Here is an 18,793-nt window from a genome sequence, read left to right as displayed (position 1 = left end):
TTTTCTTGTCTACAACCTATCAGCCAATCTGTGTGAACACTCGCTGTCGTATCTTCGTTTCTTGGTAAGGAGGTGATCCAACCGCAGGTTCCCCTACGGTTACCTTGTTACGACTTCACCCCAGTCATGAATCATACCGTGGTAAACGCCCCCCTTGCGGTTAAGCTATCTACTTCTGGTACAACCCACTCCCATGGTGTGACGGGCGGTGTGTACAAGGCCCGGGAACGTATTCACCGCAACATTCTGATTTGCGATTACTAGCGATTCCGACTTCATGGCGTCGAGTTGCAGACGCCAATCCGGACTTAGATGCACTTTCTGAGATTCGCTCCGCATTACTGCTTCGCCGCCCTCTGTATGCACCATTGTAGCACGTGTGTAGCCCTACTCGTAAGGGCCATGATGACTTGACGTCATCCCCACCTTCCTCCGGTTTATCACCGGCAGTCTCCTTTGAGTTCCCGACCGAATCGCTGGCAACAAAGGATAAGGGTTGCGCTCGTTGCGGGACTTAACCCAACATTTCACAACACGAGCTGACGACAGCCATGCAGCACCTGTCTCATGGTTCCCGAAGGCACTCTCGTATCTCTACAAGATTCCATGGATGTCAAGAGTAGGTAAGGTTCTTCGCGTTGCATCGAATTAAACCACATGCTCCACCGCTTGTGCGGGCCCCCGTCAATTCATTTGAGTTTTAACCTTGCGGCCGTACTCCCCAGGCGGTCGATTTATCACGTTAACTACGGGCACCAAGCTCAAAGCCCAATCCCCAAATCGACAGCGTTTACAGCGTGGACTACCAGGGTATCTAATCCTGTTTGCTCCCCACGCTTTCGCACATGAGCGTCAGTACATTCCCAAGGGGCTGCCTTCGCCTTCGGTATTCCTCCACATCTCTACGCATTTCACCGCTACACATGGAATTCTACCCCTCCCTAAAGTACTCTAGTCGTCCAGTCTGAAATGCAATTCCCAAGTTAAGCTCGGGGCTTTCACATCTCACTTAAACAACCGCCTGCGTGCCCTTTACGCCCAGTTATTCCGATTAACGCTCGCACCCTCCGTATTACCGCGGCTGCTGGCACGGAGTTAGCCGGTGCTTCTTCTGTGACTAACGTCAATATGATGCTCTATTAAAACACCACCCTTCCTCATCACCGAAAGAACTTTACAACCCGAAGGCCTTCTTCATTCACGCGGCATGGCTGCATCAGGGTTCCCCCCATTGTGCAATATTCCCCACTGCTGCCTCCCGTAGGAGTCTGGACCGTGTCTCAGTTCCAGTGTGGCTGGCCATCCTCTCAGACCAGCTAGAGATCGCAGGCTTGGTAGGCCTTTACCCCACCAACTACCTAATCCCACTTGGGCTCATCTTATGGCAACTGGACCGAAGTTCCCAGTCTTTAATCCGAAGATATTACGCGGTATTAGCTACAGTTTCCCGTAGTTATCCCCCTCCATAAGCCAGATTCCCAAGCATTACTCACCCGTCCGCCACTCGTCAGCAAGAAAGCAAGCTTTCTCCTGCTACCGTTCGACTTGCATGTGTTAAGCCTGCCGCCAGCGTTCAATCTGAGCCATGATCAAACTCTTCAATTCAAGTTCAATCGCTCAATACTGCTGACAAAAAAATCGCTTCGATTTACTTAAGTAAATGAATAATGAATTTCTAAGTTAGCACCTATTAAGACTTCAAAATTAAAATTTTTTTCAAACAAAGTCTATCAACAAGTGCCCACACAGATTGTCTGATAAATTGTTAAAGAACAAAATAAAGTGGTCGGCGAGATAGGATTTGAACCTACGACCCACTGGTCCCAAACCAGTTGCGCTACCAAGCTGCGCTACTCGCCGACATCTATTCTAATAATAGAAATTTGGGGTGGCTAATGGGACTTGAACCCACGACAACCGGAATCACAATCCGGGGCTCTACCAACTGAGCTATAGCCACCATAAAATTAACGACCTGGATCTAACATTGCTCTGGCACACTCGACAGGATTTGAACCTGCGACCTTTGGCTCCGGAGGCCAACGCTCTATCCAGCTGAGCTACGAGTGCTCATTGCGTCGTTGCGGGGCGTATATTAAGAGTTTACAAATCACTTGTCTAGTATTTTTTTTATTTTTTTATTTACAAGACAGTTTTTTGTGCAATTTGTTTATTATTTAGAATAAAGCCGATTATTTTTTAGAATTCCGACAAGAAATGCATTGCACATTTTCTTGATTTACCTTTTAGCTTTCTTTTCGTTTTGATGGAAATAACAAAATAAGAAGTAATCCGAACACCAATCCGCCAGCACCGCCAATCACCGCCCATAAATAACGATCCGGATAAGTAGCATAAATTGGCAGCATCGGTTTTTTCATATAGCGATAGGCAATCAAATTATTATCCAACGCACTAACTGATTTCATCATATTTAATTTACCTTGCCAATCTTGCGCATCCGCCTGTTGTCCGGATTTTAATTGCGTCGCACTATTAACTTGATTGAATAAATCTTTCCACTGCGCAATCAATTCGTTATATACCACACTTCTTGTCACATAATTGGTGTATTCCATTAACCCTAGCAATAACTCGACCGCTTGTTTCGGGTTATCCGATTCAAGGCTTATTTTCGCCGCACTTTCTGGCGTTTCTCGACTAAAAGACACTCGACGAACTAACTCATCTAATAACATTCCATCATTTTGCGTATTTCCCGTCACTTGTTGTTTATAAAGTGCGCTATTCTGCCAAAATCCGCTGATATTATCATACGCCGCTAACTGGCGTTGAAATTCGTGAAAAACCCGTTTCGATGATTCAGATGCGGCTGCCTTTTCTCCGCTAATCAGTTGATATATCGAAAATAAAGAATAATAATTGCCTAATTCGTTAGTCGTTGGCGCAACGATTTCCGCCTCCGCTCGCCAAAACTGTTTAGAAAAATAACTTGCACCATAACCGCCTAAAGCAAAAAGTGCGGTCAAAATAAGCACAATAAAAAATTGTTTACCACGATGTTGCTGATATGACATAAATACCTCAATAAAATTAAGCTTGTTTTAAACGTTTTGCGCGACGTTTCATTCGGCGAACCCAACGGGTGATGCGCCACGCTCTGGCGATCGAAAACGAATAGACAAAAAACAGTAAAATAAATGCGATAAACATTATCCATTCGTTAATATAAAACACTTCACCGAGAATACCGAAACCGGCGCATAACGCCGCCATAAAGGTAATCAATAAGAATGCTTGTCGAGAGGTTAATCCCGCCCGCATCATTAAATGATGAACGTGTAAGCGATCCGGACGAAACGGGCTTTTTCCTTTTCTGACGCGACGATAAATAATCGCAATCATATCCACCACCGGAATCGCAATAATCCACAATGCAGTAATCGGATTCATCGGATGTCCCTTGCCTTGCGTACTCAAAAGCAGGATCCAAATAATCGTGAAGCCAATTAAAGTACTGCCGGCATCGCCCATAAATACTTTAAACTTCGGTCCTAACGGAATACCTAAATTCATCATAAAATACGGCAAAATAGCGATAATTAACGCGAAACTCCAATAGGCTAAATCCATTTGATTATCCATTACCAGCAAAATACCGATCGCGATAAACGCCACGCTTGACAATCCGCCTAACAAGCCGTCGATGCCATCAATCATATTAAAGGCGTTAATCACCGCAATGGTCGCGAACACCGTGATCATCAAGCCGATTGAACCTAAGGTTAATTGAAACGGACCTAAAATTTGCCCTAAATGATCGAGATAAATATTGCCCATATCGATCATTAAAATCGCCAAAAACGCCTGAATTCCGGCGCGTAAAAACGGGCTGATATCAAAACGGTCATCCAAGATGCCGATCATTAACAACACGAAAATACTGAACAAATAAAGACCGGGAAGGCGCATTTGATCCCATTCCAACAAATAGAAACAAAGATTGCCCATAAATAAAGAAATACCGCCGATAAGCGGAATCGCACCTTGGTGGCGTTTACGATAATTCGGTTTATCGACCAAACCGATTTTTTGCGCAATAGGTCGCATTACAAATAACGTTACCAACGCACCTAAAAATGTCACGAATAAACTGAGTAGCATAGCTATTAAAATTGGATAAAAATCTGTGGTGCACAGCATATCATAAAGAAAAATCGCTACATAAATATTTTTATAAATTTACCGAGTTTTACAGTACAATACGCGCATAATTCGATAAATAACCTAGATAAAAGGATAAGCAATGACAAATTCCGAAACCCTCTTTTCGCGCTCGCAACAAATTATTCCGGGCGGTGTCAATTCACCGGTTCGAGCATTTAAAGGCGTCGGCGGAACGCCCGTATTTATTGAACGCGCGCAAGGCGCTTATATTTTCGATACGGACGGAAAACAATATATCGATTACGTCGGTTCGTGGGGGCCGATGATTTTAGGTCATAATCATCCGGCTATTTTAGACGCCGTGTTAAACACCGCACAAAAAGGCTTAAGTTTCGGCGCTCCGACGCCTTTAGAAATCGATTTGGCGGAATTAGTCTGCGAATTGGTTCCGTCGATTGAAATGGTCAGAATGGTCAGTTCCGGTACCGAAGCCACAATGTCGGCAATTCGCTTGGCGCGCGGTTATACCAAACGAGACAAAATCATTAAATTCGAGGGTTGTTATCACGGTCATTCCGACAGCCTGTTAGTCAAAGCGGGTTCCGGCGCATTAACCTTGGGTCAACCGAGTTCGCCGGGCGTACCGGAAGATTTCGCCAAACATACGCTGACCTGCGAATACAATAACTTACAATCGGTCAAAGAGGCTTTCGAACAATATCCGAACGATATTGCTTGTTTGATCATCGAACCGGTCGCCGGCAATATGAATTGCATTCCGCCGAAACCCGCTTTCTTAGCAGGATTACGCGAACTTTGTAATCAATACAGCACTGTTTTCATTATTGACGAAGTAATGACCGGTTTCCGCGTCGCACTCGGCGGTGCGCAACATTATTATGGCGTAACACCGGATTTAACCACCTTAGGAAAAGTCATCGGCGGCGGAATGCCGGTCGGTGCGTTCGGTGGGAAAAAAGAAATTATGCAATACATTGCCCCTACCGGCCCGGTCTATCAAGCGGGCACGTTATCCGGCAATCCGATTGCAATGTCGGCGGGATTAGCTTGTTTGAACGAATTGAAAAAAGCCGGAAACGAGCAAAAACTTGCCTGCCTCACACAAAAACTTGCCGAAGGACTTAAAACCTTAGCGCAAAAACACCAAGTTCCTTTTGTGGTGAACTACGTCGGCGGAATGTTCGGTTTATTCTTTACCGATCAGGCGGAAGTAAGCTCTTATCAACAAGCAATGCAATGCGATGTGGAAAAATTCAAAATTTTCTTCCACAAAATGCTGGAACAAGGCGTTTATCTCGCGCCGTCCGCATTCGAGGCGGGCTTTATGTCTTTAGCCCATAACGACGAAGATATCGACCGCACTTTAGCCGCTGCAGACATTGCCTTTGCCGCCTTAAAATAACGGCGACGCCGAAATTTTTGAGGGCGCGGATTATTTCCACGCCCTCTTTATTTATCAGCAAATCAAAGTGCGGTACTTTTTTGCCGAATTTTACAGATAATCCAATAAATTTTGTTTCAGACTCGCCCGCTCCGCTTCATCTAGTGCAGTGCCGTTTTTATTGGTCAAAATAAAAAAGTCCTCCGCTTTTTCGCCGATCGTGGTAATTTTCGCATTTAACAAATTCAATTCCAAACCGGAAAAAATTCGCCCGACTTCCGCCAATAAGCCCGCTTTATCCAACGCGAACAATTCCATTTCCGTTTGATCGGTTTTTTCCGTATTTAAAAAACGCACATCGGTTTTCACTTGGAAATGTTGTAGCTGACGGTTTTTGCTTAAATTCAATTCGGGTAATTTGTCCGAACGCAACGCCTGCGTCAATCCTTCTTCAAGAGAACGCCGACGCTCGAATTTCGCCAATTCGCCGTTTAATTCCGTCACAATAAAACTGTCGAACACATAACCGTCCGAACTGGTGATAATTTGTGCGTCGTGAATACTGAATTGTTTTGCCCCGATGGCGCTCACCACTTTATTAAATAAATTCGCTTGGTCTTTACAATAAATAAACACTTCCGTGCCGCCCAGTGAAAAACGGTTACTGATTTTCACCAGCACATCGTCGTCCGATTCCGATAATAATTGCGTATGCCACGCAATTTGTTTCGGCGTGTTACGCAGAAAATAGTCGTCCGGACAACGTTTCCACAAGCGCAAAATGTCTTTTTTGTCCAACAACGGATATTCCCGTTGCAACAAATTCAACGCCTGTTCGCGGTGTTCGGCGATTTTTTTGTGGTTATCCAATAAATGATTCATTCCCTGACGGAATTGTAACTCCGTATATTGATATAAAGTTGCCAACAACGATCGTTTCCAACTGTTCCACAAGGTTTCGTTCGTCGCGCAAATATCCGCCACCGTTAAACAAGTTAAAAAATCCAACCGCACTTGATCGCGCACTTCCGCCGCAAACGTCATCACCACGTTAGGATCGTGAATATCGCGCCGCTGCGCCGTGACTGACATCAACAAATGTTTTTCCACCAGCCACGCCATTGTTTCCGCTTGAGAATAATCGAAGCCGTGAATTTCGGCAAAACGACGAATATCCTGCGCGCCGAGTTCTGCGTGATCGCCGCCGCGACCTTTCGCAATATCGTGGAACAGCGCCGCTAAATACACTAAAGTGCGGTCGGATAACTGCGGAAAAATCGCCGCGCAAATCGGGTGTGCCGGTAAACTTTCAGGTTGTAAAAAACTTTCCAGTTTTAACATTACGCGCAAGGTATGTTCGTCCACCGTATAGCTATGGAATAAATCGAATTGCATCAAGCCTTCAATCCCCTTCCATTGCGGCAAATAAATACTCAACACGCCATATTGATGCATCGGCACAAAAGCGCGTCGCACGGCGTTCGGCTGAGAAAGTAAGCGCAAAAATTTCTCGCGCGCGCTCGGAATATCGCACAGATAACCTTGGAAATTTTTCAGAACTAAATGCAATTTACGCAAGGTAGCGGAATGAATTTCCGCCGTCGGTTGGGCGGTTAAATGGAAAAATAAATCTAAAATGCTGTCCGGTTGGTGCAAGAAACAATCGCCTTGGGTTAAATAAATTTCGTTATTCACTAAGCTGAAATTTTCATCCAAACGAACAATCGAATCCACATCGGTAACAGTTAAAAAATGTTCGCGATAATGTTTGGTCAAAATATTAGCGAGCGAAGAAATGGATTGTAACGCTTGAAAAAATGCCTTCATCATTTTTTCGACTGCTTGATTGCCTTCGCCTTGATACCCCAATAATTCGCTGACTTTCAGTTGCCGATCGAACAATAAACGGTTGTCATAACGGCGCAGAATCAAGTGCAAAGCGAACCGCACTTTGAATAAGAATTCTTGGCTTTCTTGCAGTAATCGGTATTCTTCCGGATAAATAAATCCGGTTTGCAAAATCGCGTCTAAATTTTTCGCGCCGGTGTGACGCAATGCAAGCCAATATAATAAATGTAAATCGCGCAATCCGCCCGGACTGTATTTTATATCCGGTTCCAAATTATATCCGGTGTTGTTATAACGTTGATAACGCTCGGCTTTTTCTTGAATTTTGGCGTTAAAAAAGTCATTGAGCGACCAAAACCGTTCGCTTTGCAAAAGTGCGGTCAATTTTCCGAAGGATTTTATGTCGCCGCATAAATAACGACTTTCTAACAAATTGGTGGCGATACTGATGTCGCGCATTCCTTCTTCTTCGCATTGCGCCAAGGTGCGCACGGAATGACCGACGTCAAATCCGCAATCCCATAAAAATTGCACGAATTGTCGAATTTTATCCTCAGCTTCCGCATCCGGCGGCGTATCGGTTAAGATCAAAAAATCCAAATCCGATAAAGGGAACATTTCTTCCCGTCCGTATCCGCCCACGGCGATCAAGCTGAATAATGGATTTTGATCCAAGCCGAAATGCTGCCATAAATGTATTAACAAATCATCGCAAAATCGGGTGCGTACCGTCAATAAATCGTAAACGGACGTTTGTGCAAATCCTTCTGCTTCCGCTTGTTTCAGTTGATTTTTTTGTAATTTAATCGACGCCGGTGTCGGTTCAGCAACTCGAATATACTGAATCATTGAAAATCCTTCTTATTTATCTGCAATATCAACGTCTGTTCAAAACAAATTAAGGCGCCGAAAGCGCCTTAAAATCGATTATAAGTTATTCATTATCCGAGCAATTCGTCCGGCTTTTTCTTCTTCCTCACGAATGGTCATCACCTCGCATCCCGTCGAGGTTACCACGATTTGGTGCTCATATTGGGCGGAATGGCTGCGATCTTTGGTTTTCACCGTCCAACCGTCGCCCATTAAGCGCACTTCGCGTTTACCGGCGTTGATCATCGGTTCAATGGTAAACACCATTCCTTCTTTTAAAATCACTCCGCCGTCATCGGCATAATAATGCAACACTTGCGGATCGCAATGAAACTCCGTGCCGATCCCGTGTCCGCAATATTCGCGCACCACGCTAAAACCTTGGCTTTCGGTATATTTTTGCACCGCTTTACCGATTTCGTTCAATCGAATACCCGGTTTAACCGTGCGTAATCCCACATAAAGCGCTTCTTGTGCGGCTTCCACCAATTTTTGGCTGCGAATATTGGTTTGCCCCACAATGTACATTTTCGAATTATCGCCGAAATAGCCGTCTTTGATCACCGTAATATCAATGTTTACAATATCGCCGTCTTTCAATACTTTATCCGCGCTCGGAATACCGTGGCACACCACTTCGTTAATGGAAATGCAAGTCGCTTTCGGAAAACCGTGATAGCCCAAACAGGCGGGAATCGTTTTTTGCACATTGACCATATAGTCGTGACAAATTTGATCCAATTCGCCCGTCGTCACGCCGGCTTTTACATAGGGTTCGATCATCACCAACACGTCGGAAGCCAATTTACAGGCTTCGCGCAACTTAATTATCTCCGCTTCGTTTCTTAATGGAATCGCCATTATTCTTTCTCCGTAAAACTAAAATTTCGTTCGATTATAACATTATTGAAGTGAAAAATCCTTGATAATTCTTGAATGGATTGGTCGGTTATCGGATAATAGCCCAATTCACTCGAACGGCAAAATAACGGATAAATAAAATTATGACAGAAATGACAGTACCTTTAACTTTTACGGATGCGGCGGCAAATAAAGTCAAAGCCTTGATTAGCGAAGAAGAAAATAACGAACTTAAATTACGCGTTTATATCACCGGCGGCGGTTGCAGCGGCTTTCAATACGGTTTCACCTTCGACGAAAAAGTCAACGAAGGCGATTTAACCGTAGAAAACGGCGGCGTGCAGCTTGTCATCGATCCGATGAGTTTACAATATTTGATCGGCGGCACGGTGGATTACACCGAAGGTTTGGAAGGCTCGCGTTTTATCGTGAATAACCCAAATGCCAGCACCACTTGCGGTTGCGGTTCGTCCTTCAGCATTTAATCATTCAATATAGAATTATGGATTTTCGCTTCACCGGACACGCGGGCGCCGTCACGGCAAAATGTTCAATGGGACACGAAGCCGTCGCGAATTGGTTTAATAGCGAGGCGTCCGACAATCCGCAATTAATTTTGACCGCACTTTCTCATTTGCAAACGGCGCGCAAGCCGCATTTTACCGAGGAAATCTGCGAAATCGGGCGTGAGTACAGCTTATTTATTAACGCCGATGAAGTGATGATCAAAGCCAATCATTTAGCCGTCGATGACGAAACCGAGCTTGAAGACGACTTTCACTATTATGATGAAGAAAGTATTGCATTTTGCGGATTGGAAGACTTCGAGCGTTTTTTGCAGTCTTATTTAGCATTTAAGTCTTAGCCGAAAAGGTCGAATATGACAACGGAACCTCAAGAAAATCAAGTTGACGAACAATTTCCGCCGCAACCAACGGCGAAAAAATCGTCTTTTACCCGCTTTATCGCCAAATTGGCATTTACCGTTTTATGCTATGTTGCGTTTTACGGTATTTATCTCGACGGACAAATTCGTTCTAAAATGGACGGGCAAATTTGGCAACTCCCTGCCGAAGTTTACAGCCGAATCGACAGTATTCGCCTCAGCGACGGCAAAAGTGCGGAGCAAATTAAACAAATTTTATTGGAAAACGGTTATCGCCAAACCACGATGATTGCCGCGCCGGGCGATTTTAAAATTGAAGATGATACGATTGTGCTTTTGCGCGGCGCCTTCCCTTTTCCGGATCAAGCGGAAGCGCAACGGGTATTTCGTTTACGTTTTAACGAAAATAAATTAAGCGTCATCGAAGATTTAATTAACGTTAAAGCCATTGAAGAATTCCGCCTTGCGCCGAAATTAATCGCAATGTTGCAATCGGAAAAAGAAGAACGCCTTGCGATTTCTTTGCAAAATTATCCGCGTTTATTAATCGACGCCTTGTTATTAACCGAAGATCGCCGTTTTTACGAACACGACGGCATTAGCCCGATCGGCATTTTGCGCGCGCTGATCGCCAATATTCAAGCCGGTCATCGCGTACAAGGCGGCAGCACCTTAACCCAGCAATTAGTTAAAAATCTCTTTCTCACCAACGAACGATCATTCACGCGAAAAATCAACGAAGCCTTAATGGCACTGATTTTAGACTGGCGCTATGATAAAAATCGCATTTTGGAAACCTATTTAAACGAAATTTATTTGGGACAAAACGGCGATACGCAAATCCACGGATTCGAACTTGCCAGCCATTTTTATTTCGGACGTTCCATTCGCGAAATTAATTTGGATCAGATCGCGTTATTAGTAGGAATGGTAAAAGGCCCGTCGTTGTATAACCCGTGGCGCAATCCAAATAACGCCCTTGAACGACGCAATGTGGTATTACGTTTATTATTGGAACACAAAGTCATCGGCGACGAATTGTACGAAATGTTAAGCAAACGTCCGCTCGGCGTGCAAGATCGCGGGCGGATCAGCCGCAAATATCCGGCGTTTTTGCAAACCTTACAAGCGGAATTACGCCGAGAATTAGGCGAAAACGGCGCCAATATGCTATCCGGCGCGCGTATTTTCTCCACCTTAGACACCAAACAGCAAGACTACGCCGAGCGCGCGGTAATTAACGCGGTCACCGAATTGCAACTAAAACACAAAAATCCGCATTTGGAATCCGCAATGGTTATCGCCGACTATGAAAACGGTGAGATAAAAGCCGTGGTCGGCGGTTTGCAAACGGATTACGCCGGTTTTAACCGCGCCTTAAGCGCGCGCCGTCAAATCGGTTCTTTAGTCAAACCGTCCGTTTATTTGACCGCACTTTCCTATCCGGAACAGTTCCGCCTAAATACGCCGATTCAAAATCAGCCGATTACGATTAATGTGAAAGGCAGCCCGCCGTGGCAACCGCGAAATTACGATCGTAAATACAGCGGCTCGGTGATGTTAATGGACGCCTTGGCGCGTTCGTTGAATATTCCGACGGTGAATATCGGAATGAAAGTCGGTTTAAGTAAAGTTATCGAAGCGCAAAAAGCGATGGGCTGGGACAAAGTCACCATCCCGAAAGTGCCGTCAATGTTGTTGGGCGCTTATTCGATTTCACCTTATGAAGTGACCAAATTATATCAAACCATTGCCAACGAAGGGCGCAGTATCCCGCTCTCCACGATTAACAGCATTACGAACCAACAAGGTCAAATGATTTATCAACGCCCGCAAGAAGCGGAACAAGTTGTGCCGGAAGAAGCAGCATTCCAAACCTTATTTGCGATGCAACAAGTGGTGGAACGCGGCACGGCGCGCAGTTTACAAAACGATTTCGCTCATTTACGTTTGGCGGGGAAAACCGGCACTACCAACGACGCGCGCGATACTTGGTATGTGGGAATTGACGGGCAACACGTCGTCACCGTTTGGCTGGGTCGCGATGACAACGGCGAAACGAAATTGACCGGTGCCAGCGGTGCGTTGCAGGTTTATCAAAATTATCTACATCGCACGACACCGAGCGTACTGAAATATCGAAAACCATCCGCCATAAAATGGATCGGCATTAACGCTTACGGCAGTTGGGATTGTTCAAGTTCTCGCACCATTCCGGTTTGGGCGAATAAAGATCAAGCTTTTTGCACACCGGTAGTTCAAACACCGAAACCTGCGGCACAACCAACCGAAACGCGTAAAGAAAGCGTGTGGGATATATTAAAACCGGCGGCGCCAACCGCCGCACCGGTGGAAGAAGCAAGACCGGCGGAATAATCCGTCGGTTTTCCGCCCTGTTATCGGTGAGATGTTTTTGCCGTTTCGTTACGACGCAAATCCTTGCTGTAAATCACGCCGCCGCTATTATTCGGCTCCACGCCGCTTAAAGAAGGCGCTAGATAAAACGGCGTCGTATATTGAAAAATCGGCAACACCACATTATCTTTTTGCAAAATTCGCGCCGCTTGCGCATAAAGTGCGGTGCGATTTTGCGCAGAAATTGTGTCTAAGGTTTTTTCCAATAATTGATCTAACTCGCGATTATGATAACCGCTTTTATTATCTGGTCCGGCAGAATAAAAATTCATCAAAAACGCGGAGGGATCATTATAATCCGCGCACCAACCGGAGCGAATAATCTGAAAATCGCCCGCCGCCCGTTTTTCCAATAAAACTTGTCTGGAAACCGGTTCGGCGATAATTCTGATCATATCCGACTGCGACCACATTTGAATTAAACGTTGCGCCATTGCGGAATGAAAACTTTCTTGATCAAAGGTTAAACGTAGCTGCAGCGGTGCGGTTTCGCTGATACCGCTTTGTTGTAACAACTGCTCCACCACGGAAGGCTCCCAGCCGCCTTCCGCTTCCGGTTGCATAGATTGCGGTAATAATTGGTTGCTCGCCAACATCGACGGTTTCTCACTTTGCACCAAACTACGCGTAGAAATCATCGAAACTAACGCTTTTCTCACCGCACTTTTAGCTAATTGTGGATCCTTAAAATTAAATTCGTAATAATAGCTGCACAATTTCGGCAAATGTAGCGTTTGCAAGGTGGGTTGCGACGGATTTTCAATCAGATCGATCTCGCCGAGCGCTTGATCCGGCAGAATTTTTTGGTAATCCACACGATTAAAAAATATCGCTGAATTATCGCGATAAAATTCATTTTTTGCCAAATGAATCAAATCGTCTTTTTGCCCGAGGATCCGATATGCGCCGTTTGTTACAAAACCTTCGTGTTCGGCAAAATATTGCGGTAATAATGCGGGATGCGCCAACATCGCCGGCAAATACGGCACTGCTTTATCCAAACGAATATGCAACATTCGCTCGTTTAAAGCTTCCACGCCCAATTTTTCCACCGGCTGTTGATAGGTCATTACTTCGCGCGCATTCGCTAAATTCAAAAATAATAAATAAGATTTCAGCGGACTATTCGAAAGCGCCAGTTGCCGCCAGCTTTTCACAAAATCCTGCGCCGTCACCGCTTGTCCGTTCGACCATTTCGCCTCCTCGCGCAAAATAAACACCCAATTTTTATTATCTTCGGTTTGCCAACTTTCCGCGACGGCGGGAATAATTTCACCTTGCGGATTGTAAATCACCAAGCCTTCTAAAATATCGCGTAAAAACGCTGTCTGCGATTCTCGTTGCAACATTAATGGATTAATCACCACATCGTCATATACGCCGCGTATCAACAAATCACGCTTGGCCTGTGTCTCCTGCGGCTCGGTTTGTGCTATTTCAGGTGGTGAATTCGGCGGCAAAATCGGCTCATTTTGCTTTTGATCGCAAGCGTTCAACATAAAAATCGCGCCAAAAATAACCGCACTTTTGCGTAAAAACGGGAAGGTAAAAGAAGAATTAAACATTAGATCAAAACTATCACGAGGTATTTTCGGCATTATACAAAAATGTCGAATGAATACCAATGAGGGCTTATCGATCTTCGTCTATTTTTTAAGTCGTCGGCGAAAATTCCTTTCTTGCTAAAAAATTTTAGCCGCAGCCCCTATTCTTTCAAGGTTTTGATGCCAAAGAAAAAGACGAAATATTTAATCAATAACACGGACACAATCACGCATTTTCCCACCAAACTCGGCGTGAAATAAAAGCCGATAGACAACATTAACGTGGCAAAACCTAAAATCCAACATTTGGATTTTTGACTGAGCGCGCGCTGTTCTTTGAAGGATTTCAAATGGTTATGATACAACTTCGTTTGTAAAAACCATTGGTGTAACCGATCCGCCCCCTTGGCAAAGAAAAATAATGTCAGTAATAAAAAAGGTGTCGCCGGCAGCATCGGCAGCAAAATACCCAATACGCCTAACCCTAAAAACAAGCAACCTAATATAATGTAAACCGCTTTCATCTCGCCCTCGATAAATAGAAATAATTCTCAATTATGCTGATTTTTTTCCTTTTTGCAACTTGAATTATCGTTTTTTTCGCCTTATATAAAGGACGAATTGTAATGATAAATAAGGCTTTTTTATGACGAATCCATTATTAGAAAAACACGATCTTCCGCCTTTTTCGGCAATCAAACCTGAACATATCCAACCGGCAATCGAGCAATTAATTCAAGACTGTCGCGACACGGTAGAATCCGTGCTAAAACAACCGCACTTAACTTGGGAAAACTTTATCGAACCCTTAAATGAAAGCAGCGAACGCTTAAATCGCGCTTGGTCGCCCGTCGGGCATTTAAATTCGGTGAAAAACAGCCCCGAATTACGCGAAGCCTATCAAGCCTGCTTGCCGTTATTATCGGAATACAGCACTTGGATCGGTCAGCACGAAGGACTATACAACGCTTATTTACAACTGAAAAATAGCGCAGAATTCGCCGGCTACGACAAAGCGCAAAAAAAAGCCGTTGAAAACACCTTGCGCGATTTCAAATTGTCGGGTATTTCGTTGCCGAAAGAAAAACAAAAGCGCTACGGCGAAATTGCAGCAAGATTATCGGAACTCAATTCTCAGTTCAGCAATAATGTGTTGGATGCGACAATGGGTTGGGATAAAGTCATTGAAGATGAAAATTTGTTGAAAGGTTTGCCGGAAAGCGCGCTGCAAGCGGCAAAACAATCCGCCGAAAGCAAAGGATTGTCCGGTTATCGTTTCACCTTGGAATTTCCGAGCTATTTGCCGGTAATGACTTATTGCGAAAATCGCGCATTGCGCGAAGAAATGTATCGTGCTTTTGCAACGCGTGCATCGGAGCAAGGCCCGAATGCAGGGAAATGGGACAATTCTGCAGTGATGGAAGAAATTCTCGCCTTACGCGTCGAACTTGCCGAATTGCTGGATTTCAACACTTACACCGAGCTTTCTCTCGCGACAAAAATGGCGGAAACACCGCAGCAAGTTTTGGACTTTTTAGAGGATTTGGCGACGCGTTCGAAAGCCCAAGGCGAACGCGAACTGGCGGAATTATATGAATTTTGTAAAACGCACTTTAATCTCACCGCACTTGAGCCGTGGGATATTAGTTTTTACAGCGAAAAACAAAAACAACATTTATATGCCATTAATGATGAAGAACTTCGCCCGTATTTTCCGGAAGATCGCGTTATTTCCGGCTTATTCGAGTTGGTTAAACGAATTTTCAACATTCGCGCTCAAGAACGTTTTGATGTGGATACTTGGCATAAAGACGTGCGTTTCTTCGATTTGATCGATCAACAAGGTGAGGTTCGCGGTAGTTTTTATTTGGATCTTTACGCGCGTGAAAATAAACGCGGCGGCGCGTGGATGGACGATTGCATCGGCAGAAAACGCAATGCCGACGGTTCATTGCAAAAACCGGTCGCTTATTTAACTTGTAATTTCAATGCGCCGATAGGCGATCAACCGGCATTATTTACGCACGATGAAGTCACCACGTTGTTCCACGAATTCGGTCACGGTATTCATCATATGTTGACCGAAATCGACGTACCGGATGTCGCCGGAATTAACGGCGTACCTTGGGATGCGGTGGAGTTACCAAGCCAATTCTTAGAAAACTGGTGTTGGGAAGAAGAAGCTTTGGCGTTTATTTCCGGTCATTATCAAAGCGGTGAGCCATTGCCGAAAGAAAAACTTACGCAATTATTGAAAGCGAAAAATTTCCAAGCGGCGATGTTCGTGTTGCGCCAGCTTGAATTCGGTTTGTTCGATTTCCGTTTACATCACACCTATGAACGTAACAAAGCCGGTCAGATTTTGGAAACGCTTAAAGCGGTGAAAGATCAGGTTTCCGTTATTAAAGGCGTGGATTGGGCGAGAACGCCGCACAGTTTCAGCCATATTTTTGCCGGCGGCTATGCGGCGGGTTATTACAGTTATTTGTGGGCGGAAGTGTTGTCGGCGGATGCTTATTCGCGTTTTGAAGAAGAAGGCATTTTTAATCCGCAAACCGGACAATCCTTCTTGCGAGAAATTCTCTCGCAAGGCGGCTCGGAAGAACCGATGGCGTTATTCAAACGTTTCAGAGGCAGAGTGCCGCAATTAGATGCCTTGTTAAGACATAAAGGCATCGCCAACTAAGCAAAAAACGACGTAAAAAAATACCGCACTTTGAAACCCAAAGTGCGGTATTTTTCTTATCAATTTTAATTAATTCAGCCAACCCGCCTGATGAACGATAAACAACAAGGTGAATGAAGTTAAATAAATCAAGCCGATAACGGATAACCAAAGCAATCCGCCTTTGACTCGATGTTCGCCTTTAAGCACCAAAGATAAATTCAACCACGCAAAAACCGGTGTAGAAACGAAAGAAGCGATCATCGCGAATTTTAACATTGGTCCGACGGCATTGTTGAAATAGAAAATAATCGCTAACCCTGAAAGTGCGGCGAATAAAATAGCCAAATTTAAAATTTTCGGGCTGCTTTCTTGTTTCTTTAAAATTAAACGAAGGCTTTCCACATTTGTACGTGAATAACCGTCAATTACAGTAATTGTTGTGCCGAACATACACATAAATGCGATAAAGGCGATTAATACGCGCGCCCATTCGCCGATTGTGGAAGCATACATATTAATTAATTGCGCGATATATTTGCCGCCGACCATTTGCACGGTTTCACCGGAACCGTATTGCACCAATGCGCCCAATGCCAAGAAAACAATCGCCAAAATCGCCGTGCCAATATAACCGACATTAAAATCCCAAATACCGTCTTGATACGAAACTTTAGAAAAACGACGTTTCGCCACCACCCACATTGAATTAATAGCAGAAATTTCAATCGGCGCCGGCATCCAGCCCATTAAAGCCACAATAAAGGCTAATGCGGCTAAATTCCAAGGGCTTGGCGCAATATAATCCGCCGGTGCAACACCTTGAAAGCCGTTACGTGTTAATGCAATCGCCACAGCTGCAACAGTTGTCACGGTTAAAGCGATCATAATAAGTTTGGATAAACCGTCTAAAAGTCGATATTGACCGAATAATAAAATCCCTGTACTGACGGCAATTACGATTAAACTTAATGTAGAAACCGGAACGGGAACCGGCAATACAAAAGTTAAAATGGCGGAACAAAGCAAACCGACCGCCGCCGTATTAATCACGGTGGCAAAAACGTTCAATAGGAAAAAGATCCAAAGATATACCTGACCTTTTTGGCGATAGCCTTCAAGCAAAGTATTACCACTGTCCAACGTATATTGCACACCGAAACGGAAGAAAGGATATTTAAACAAGTTGGCAAGAATAATGATTATCGCCAGTTGCCAGCCGTAAATCGCGCCGGCTTGTGTCGAAGCAATAATATGCGAACCGCCGACCGCCGCCGACGCCATTAAGATACCCGGACCTAACGCGCTTAATTTCGTCGCCCAAGTGGATTTTTCGATTTGTTGTTTTTCAATCATAATTTTTCTGTTTTTTAATAGAAAGGGAAAAAGATTGTAATCTATCTACGGATATTTTCAATATTTCAAACAGAATAAAATAAATAATTAACCTTTATTTAGCCTAAAATTCAAATAAAAAACAGAATAAAAATCTAAAAATAAAGAAATAAAAAGAAAATAACTTCAATTTAATAAAAATAAAAAGACTAACTTACTGCATAACAATATGTTCGCAGCAGTTAATAAAAAGAATATTTTTTATAACAAATTAAATTAGAATTGATGAAAGAATAAGTTTGAGATTAAAAATATGGCTGGGGTACTAGGATTCGAACCTAGGGATGCCGAGATCAAAACCCGGTGCCTTACCGCTTGGCGATACCCCAACTGAGAATTTCTTAGATTGGATAGTAAGAAGATTTATTTGATAGTATGGCTGGGGTACTAGGATTCGAACCTAGGGATGCCGAGATCAAAACCCGGTGCCTTACCGCTTGGCGATACCCCACCTACTATAAAAGACTGCAAGCTAATGAATGGTGCGGGACGAGGGACTTGAACCCACACACCTCACGGCGCCGGAACCTAAATCCGGTGCGTCTACCAATTTCGCCAGTCCCGCAAATATGGTGGCTATGACGGGATTCGAACCTGTGACCCCAACATTATGAGTGTTGTGCTCTAACCAACTGAGCTACATAGCCATAAATATTTGCATTCACCTCATCGGCTTTGCGGAGCGTATTATGCGGATATTGCCCCTTTTCGTCAACTCTTTTTTTATAGAAATATTTAATTTGTCACTCGTTCGCATAGAGATTATACAAATTGTTTCA

12 protein-coding genes, 7 tRNA genes and 1 rRNA gene are annotated in these 18,793 nt (G+C 44.2%); 5 read left to right on the top strand and 15 right to left on the bottom strand.

Annotated elements, in window-relative coordinates:
- Nucleotides 1-65: 65 nt before the first annotated feature.
- The 6 genes from CVP04_RS00410 to wecA form a co-directional block, all read right to left on the bottom strand.
- Nucleotides 66-1,605, bottom strand: a 16S ribosomal RNA gene (locus tag CVP04_RS00410).
- Between the two features lie 178 nt (nt 1,606-1,783).
- Nucleotides 1,784-1,860 (bottom strand) — tRNA-Pro (locus tag CVP04_RS00405).
- 24 nt (nt 1,861-1,884) lie between these two features.
- A tRNA-His gene (locus tag CVP04_RS00400) sits at nt 1,885-1,960 on the bottom strand.
- Nucleotides 1,961-1,993: 33 nt separating this feature from the next.
- Nucleotides 1,994-2,070: transfer RNA gene (locus CVP04_RS00395), tRNA-Arg, on the bottom strand.
- A 176-nt stretch (nt 2,071-2,246) separates the two neighbouring features.
- Nucleotides 2,247-3,038 carry a chain-length determining protein gene (locus CVP04_RS00390; protein ID WP_100295553.1) on the bottom strand — a complete coding sequence of 264 codons (792 nt, stop codon included), beginning with the start codon at nt 3,036-3,038 and terminating at the stop codon, nt 2,247-2,249.
- A 16-nt stretch (nt 3,039-3,054) separates the two neighbouring features.
- Nucleotides 3,055-4,125 (bottom strand): UDP-N-acetylglucosamine--undecaprenyl-phosphate N-acetylglucosaminephosphotransferase, encoded by a 1,071-nt coding sequence (wecA, locus tag CVP04_RS00385; RefSeq protein WP_100295552.1) that lies wholly within the window; start codon nt 4,123-4,125, stop codon nt 3,055-3,057.
- A gap of 142 nt (nt 4,126-4,267) precedes the next feature.
- Between wecA and hemL the strand changes: the two genes are divergently transcribed.
- Entirely contained in the window at nt 4,268-5,551 is a 1,284-nt protein-coding gene (gene hemL, locus CVP04_RS00380; RefSeq protein ID WP_100295551.1) for a glutamate-1-semialdehyde 2,1-aminomutase, read from the top strand.
- Nucleotides 5,552-5,641: 90 nt separating this feature from the next.
- Here the strand turns inward: hemL and glnD are convergent, their stop codons facing one another.
- On the bottom strand, nt 5,642-8,227 hold the full coding sequence (gene glnD, locus CVP04_RS00375; protein WP_100295550.1) for a bifunctional uridylyltransferase/uridylyl-removing protein GlnD: 2,586 nt from the start codon (nt 8,225-8,227) through the stop codon (nt 5,642-5,644).
- 78 nt (nt 8,228-8,305) lie between these two features.
- The gene (gene map, locus CVP04_RS00370) at nt 8,306-9,109 is read right to left on the bottom strand and encodes a type I methionyl aminopeptidase (protein ID WP_100295549.1); all 804 of its coding nucleotides are present in this window, start codon (nt 9,107-9,109) and stop codon (nt 8,306-8,308) included.
- Nucleotides 9,110-9,252: 143 nt separating this feature from the next.
- Between map and erpA the strand changes: the two genes are divergently transcribed.
- The 3 genes from erpA to mrcB are packed head-to-tail and all read left to right on the top strand — an operon-like array spanning nt 9,253 to nt 12,371.
- Complete coding sequence (gene erpA / locus CVP04_RS00365) at nt 9,253-9,594, top strand: iron-sulfur cluster insertion protein ErpA (RefSeq protein WP_100295548.1); 342 nt, start codon at nt 9,253-9,255, stop codon at nt 9,592-9,594.
- A 17-nt stretch (nt 9,595-9,611) separates the two neighbouring features.
- Nucleotides 9,612-9,974, top strand: coding sequence for a YacL family protein (locus tag CVP04_RS00360; RefSeq protein ID WP_100295547.1), 363 nt, complete (start codon nt 9,612-9,614; stop codon nt 9,972-9,974).
- A 15-nt stretch (nt 9,975-9,989) separates the two neighbouring features.
- On the top strand, nt 9,990-12,371 hold the full coding sequence (mrcB, locus tag CVP04_RS00355; protein ID WP_100295546.1) for a penicillin-binding protein 1B: 2,382 nt from the start codon (nt 9,990-9,992) through the stop codon (nt 12,369-12,371).
- A 20-nt stretch (nt 12,372-12,391) separates the two neighbouring features.
- Here the strand turns inward: mrcB and CVP04_RS00350 are convergent, their stop codons facing one another.
- Together CVP04_RS00350 and CVP04_RS00345 are read right to left on the bottom strand one after the other, a co-directional pair.
- Nucleotides 12,392-13,975, bottom strand: coding sequence for a peptide ABC transporter substrate-binding protein (locus CVP04_RS00350; RefSeq protein WP_100295545.1), 1,584 nt, complete (start codon nt 13,973-13,975; stop codon nt 12,392-12,394).
- Between the two features lie 140 nt (nt 13,976-14,115).
- A complete protein-coding gene (locus CVP04_RS00345) occupies nt 14,116-14,478 on the bottom strand; it encodes a YbaN family protein (protein ID WP_100295544.1) in 363 nt (120 codons plus the stop codon).
- Between the two features lie 122 nt (nt 14,479-14,600).
- Between CVP04_RS00345 and prlC the strand changes: the two genes are divergently transcribed.
- Nucleotides 14,601-16,640, top strand: a complete 2,040-nt coding sequence (prlC, locus tag CVP04_RS00340) for an oligopeptidase A (protein ID WP_100295543.1) — start codon at nt 14,601-14,603, stop codon at nt 16,638-16,640.
- Between the two features lie 69 nt (nt 16,641-16,709).
- Here the strand turns inward: prlC and CVP04_RS00335 are convergent, their stop codons facing one another.
- From CVP04_RS00335 to CVP04_RS00315, 5 genes are all read right to left on the bottom strand, one after another.
- Complete coding sequence (locus CVP04_RS00335; RefSeq protein ID WP_100295542.1) at nt 16,710-17,975, bottom strand: NRAMP family divalent metal transporter; 1,266 nt, start codon at nt 17,973-17,975, stop codon at nt 16,710-16,712.
- Between the two features lie 293 nt (nt 17,976-18,268).
- Nucleotides 18,269-18,343, bottom strand: a tRNA-Gln gene (locus CVP04_RS00330).
- A gap of 47 nt (nt 18,344-18,390) precedes the next feature.
- Nucleotides 18,391-18,465 (bottom strand) — tRNA-Gln (locus CVP04_RS00325).
- Nucleotides 18,466-18,494: 29 nt separating this feature from the next.
- A tRNA-Leu gene (locus tag CVP04_RS00320) sits at nt 18,495-18,579 on the bottom strand.
- A gap of 5 nt (nt 18,580-18,584) precedes the next feature.
- A tRNA-Met gene (locus CVP04_RS00315) sits at nt 18,585-18,661 on the bottom strand.
- Nucleotides 18,662-18,793 lie beyond the last annotated feature (132 nt).

Source organism: Caviibacterium pharyngocola (assembly GCF_002795405.1).
Lineage (GTDB): Bacteria > Pseudomonadota > Gammaproteobacteria > Enterobacterales > Pasteurellaceae > Caviibacterium > Caviibacterium pharyngocola.
The sequence above is the reverse complement of the archived record's forward strand: the minus strand, read 5'-3'. Positions and strand labels throughout refer to the sequence as shown.

Excerpts from the sequence above, each read along its gene's own strand:
- CVP04_RS00390 (WP_100295553.1), bottom strand. The coding sequence starts at position 3,038 with ATGTCATATCAGCAACATCGTGGTAAACAATTTTTTATTGTGCTTATT.
- wecA (WP_100295552.1), bottom strand. The coding sequence starts at position 4,125 with ATGCTACTCAGTTTATTCGTGACATTTTTAGGTGCGTTGGTAACGTTA.
- hemL (WP_100295551.1), top strand. The coding sequence starts at position 4,268 with ATGACAAATTCCGAAACCCTCTTTTCGCGCTCGCAACAAATTATTCCG.
- glnD (WP_100295550.1), bottom strand. The coding sequence starts at position 8,227 with ATGATTCAGTATATTCGAGTTGCTGAACCGACACCGGCGTCGATTAAA.
- map (WP_100295549.1), bottom strand. The coding sequence starts at position 9,109 with ATGGCGATTCCATTAAGAAACGAAGCGGAGATAATTAAGTTGCGCGAA.
- erpA (WP_100295548.1), top strand. The coding sequence starts at position 9,253 with ATGACAGAAATGACAGTACCTTTAACTTTTACGGATGCGGCGGCAAAT.
- CVP04_RS00360 (WP_100295547.1), top strand. The coding sequence starts at position 9,612 with ATGGATTTTCGCTTCACCGGACACGCGGGCGCCGTCACGGCAAAATGT.
- mrcB (WP_100295546.1), top strand. The coding sequence starts at position 9,990 with ATGACAACGGAACCTCAAGAAAATCAAGTTGACGAACAATTTCCGCCG.
- CVP04_RS00350 (WP_100295545.1), bottom strand. The coding sequence starts at position 13,975 with ATGTTTAATTCTTCTTTTACCTTCCCGTTTTTACGCAAAAGTGCGGTT.
- CVP04_RS00345 (WP_100295544.1), bottom strand. The coding sequence starts at position 14,478 with ATGAAAGCGGTTTACATTATATTAGGTTGCTTGTTTTTAGGGTTAGGC.
- prlC (WP_100295543.1), top strand. The coding sequence starts at position 14,601 with ATGACGAATCCATTATTAGAAAAACACGATCTTCCGCCTTTTTCGGCA.
- CVP04_RS00335 (WP_100295542.1), bottom strand. The coding sequence starts at position 17,975 with ATGATTGAAAAACAACAAATCGAAAAATCCACTTGGGCGACGAAATTA.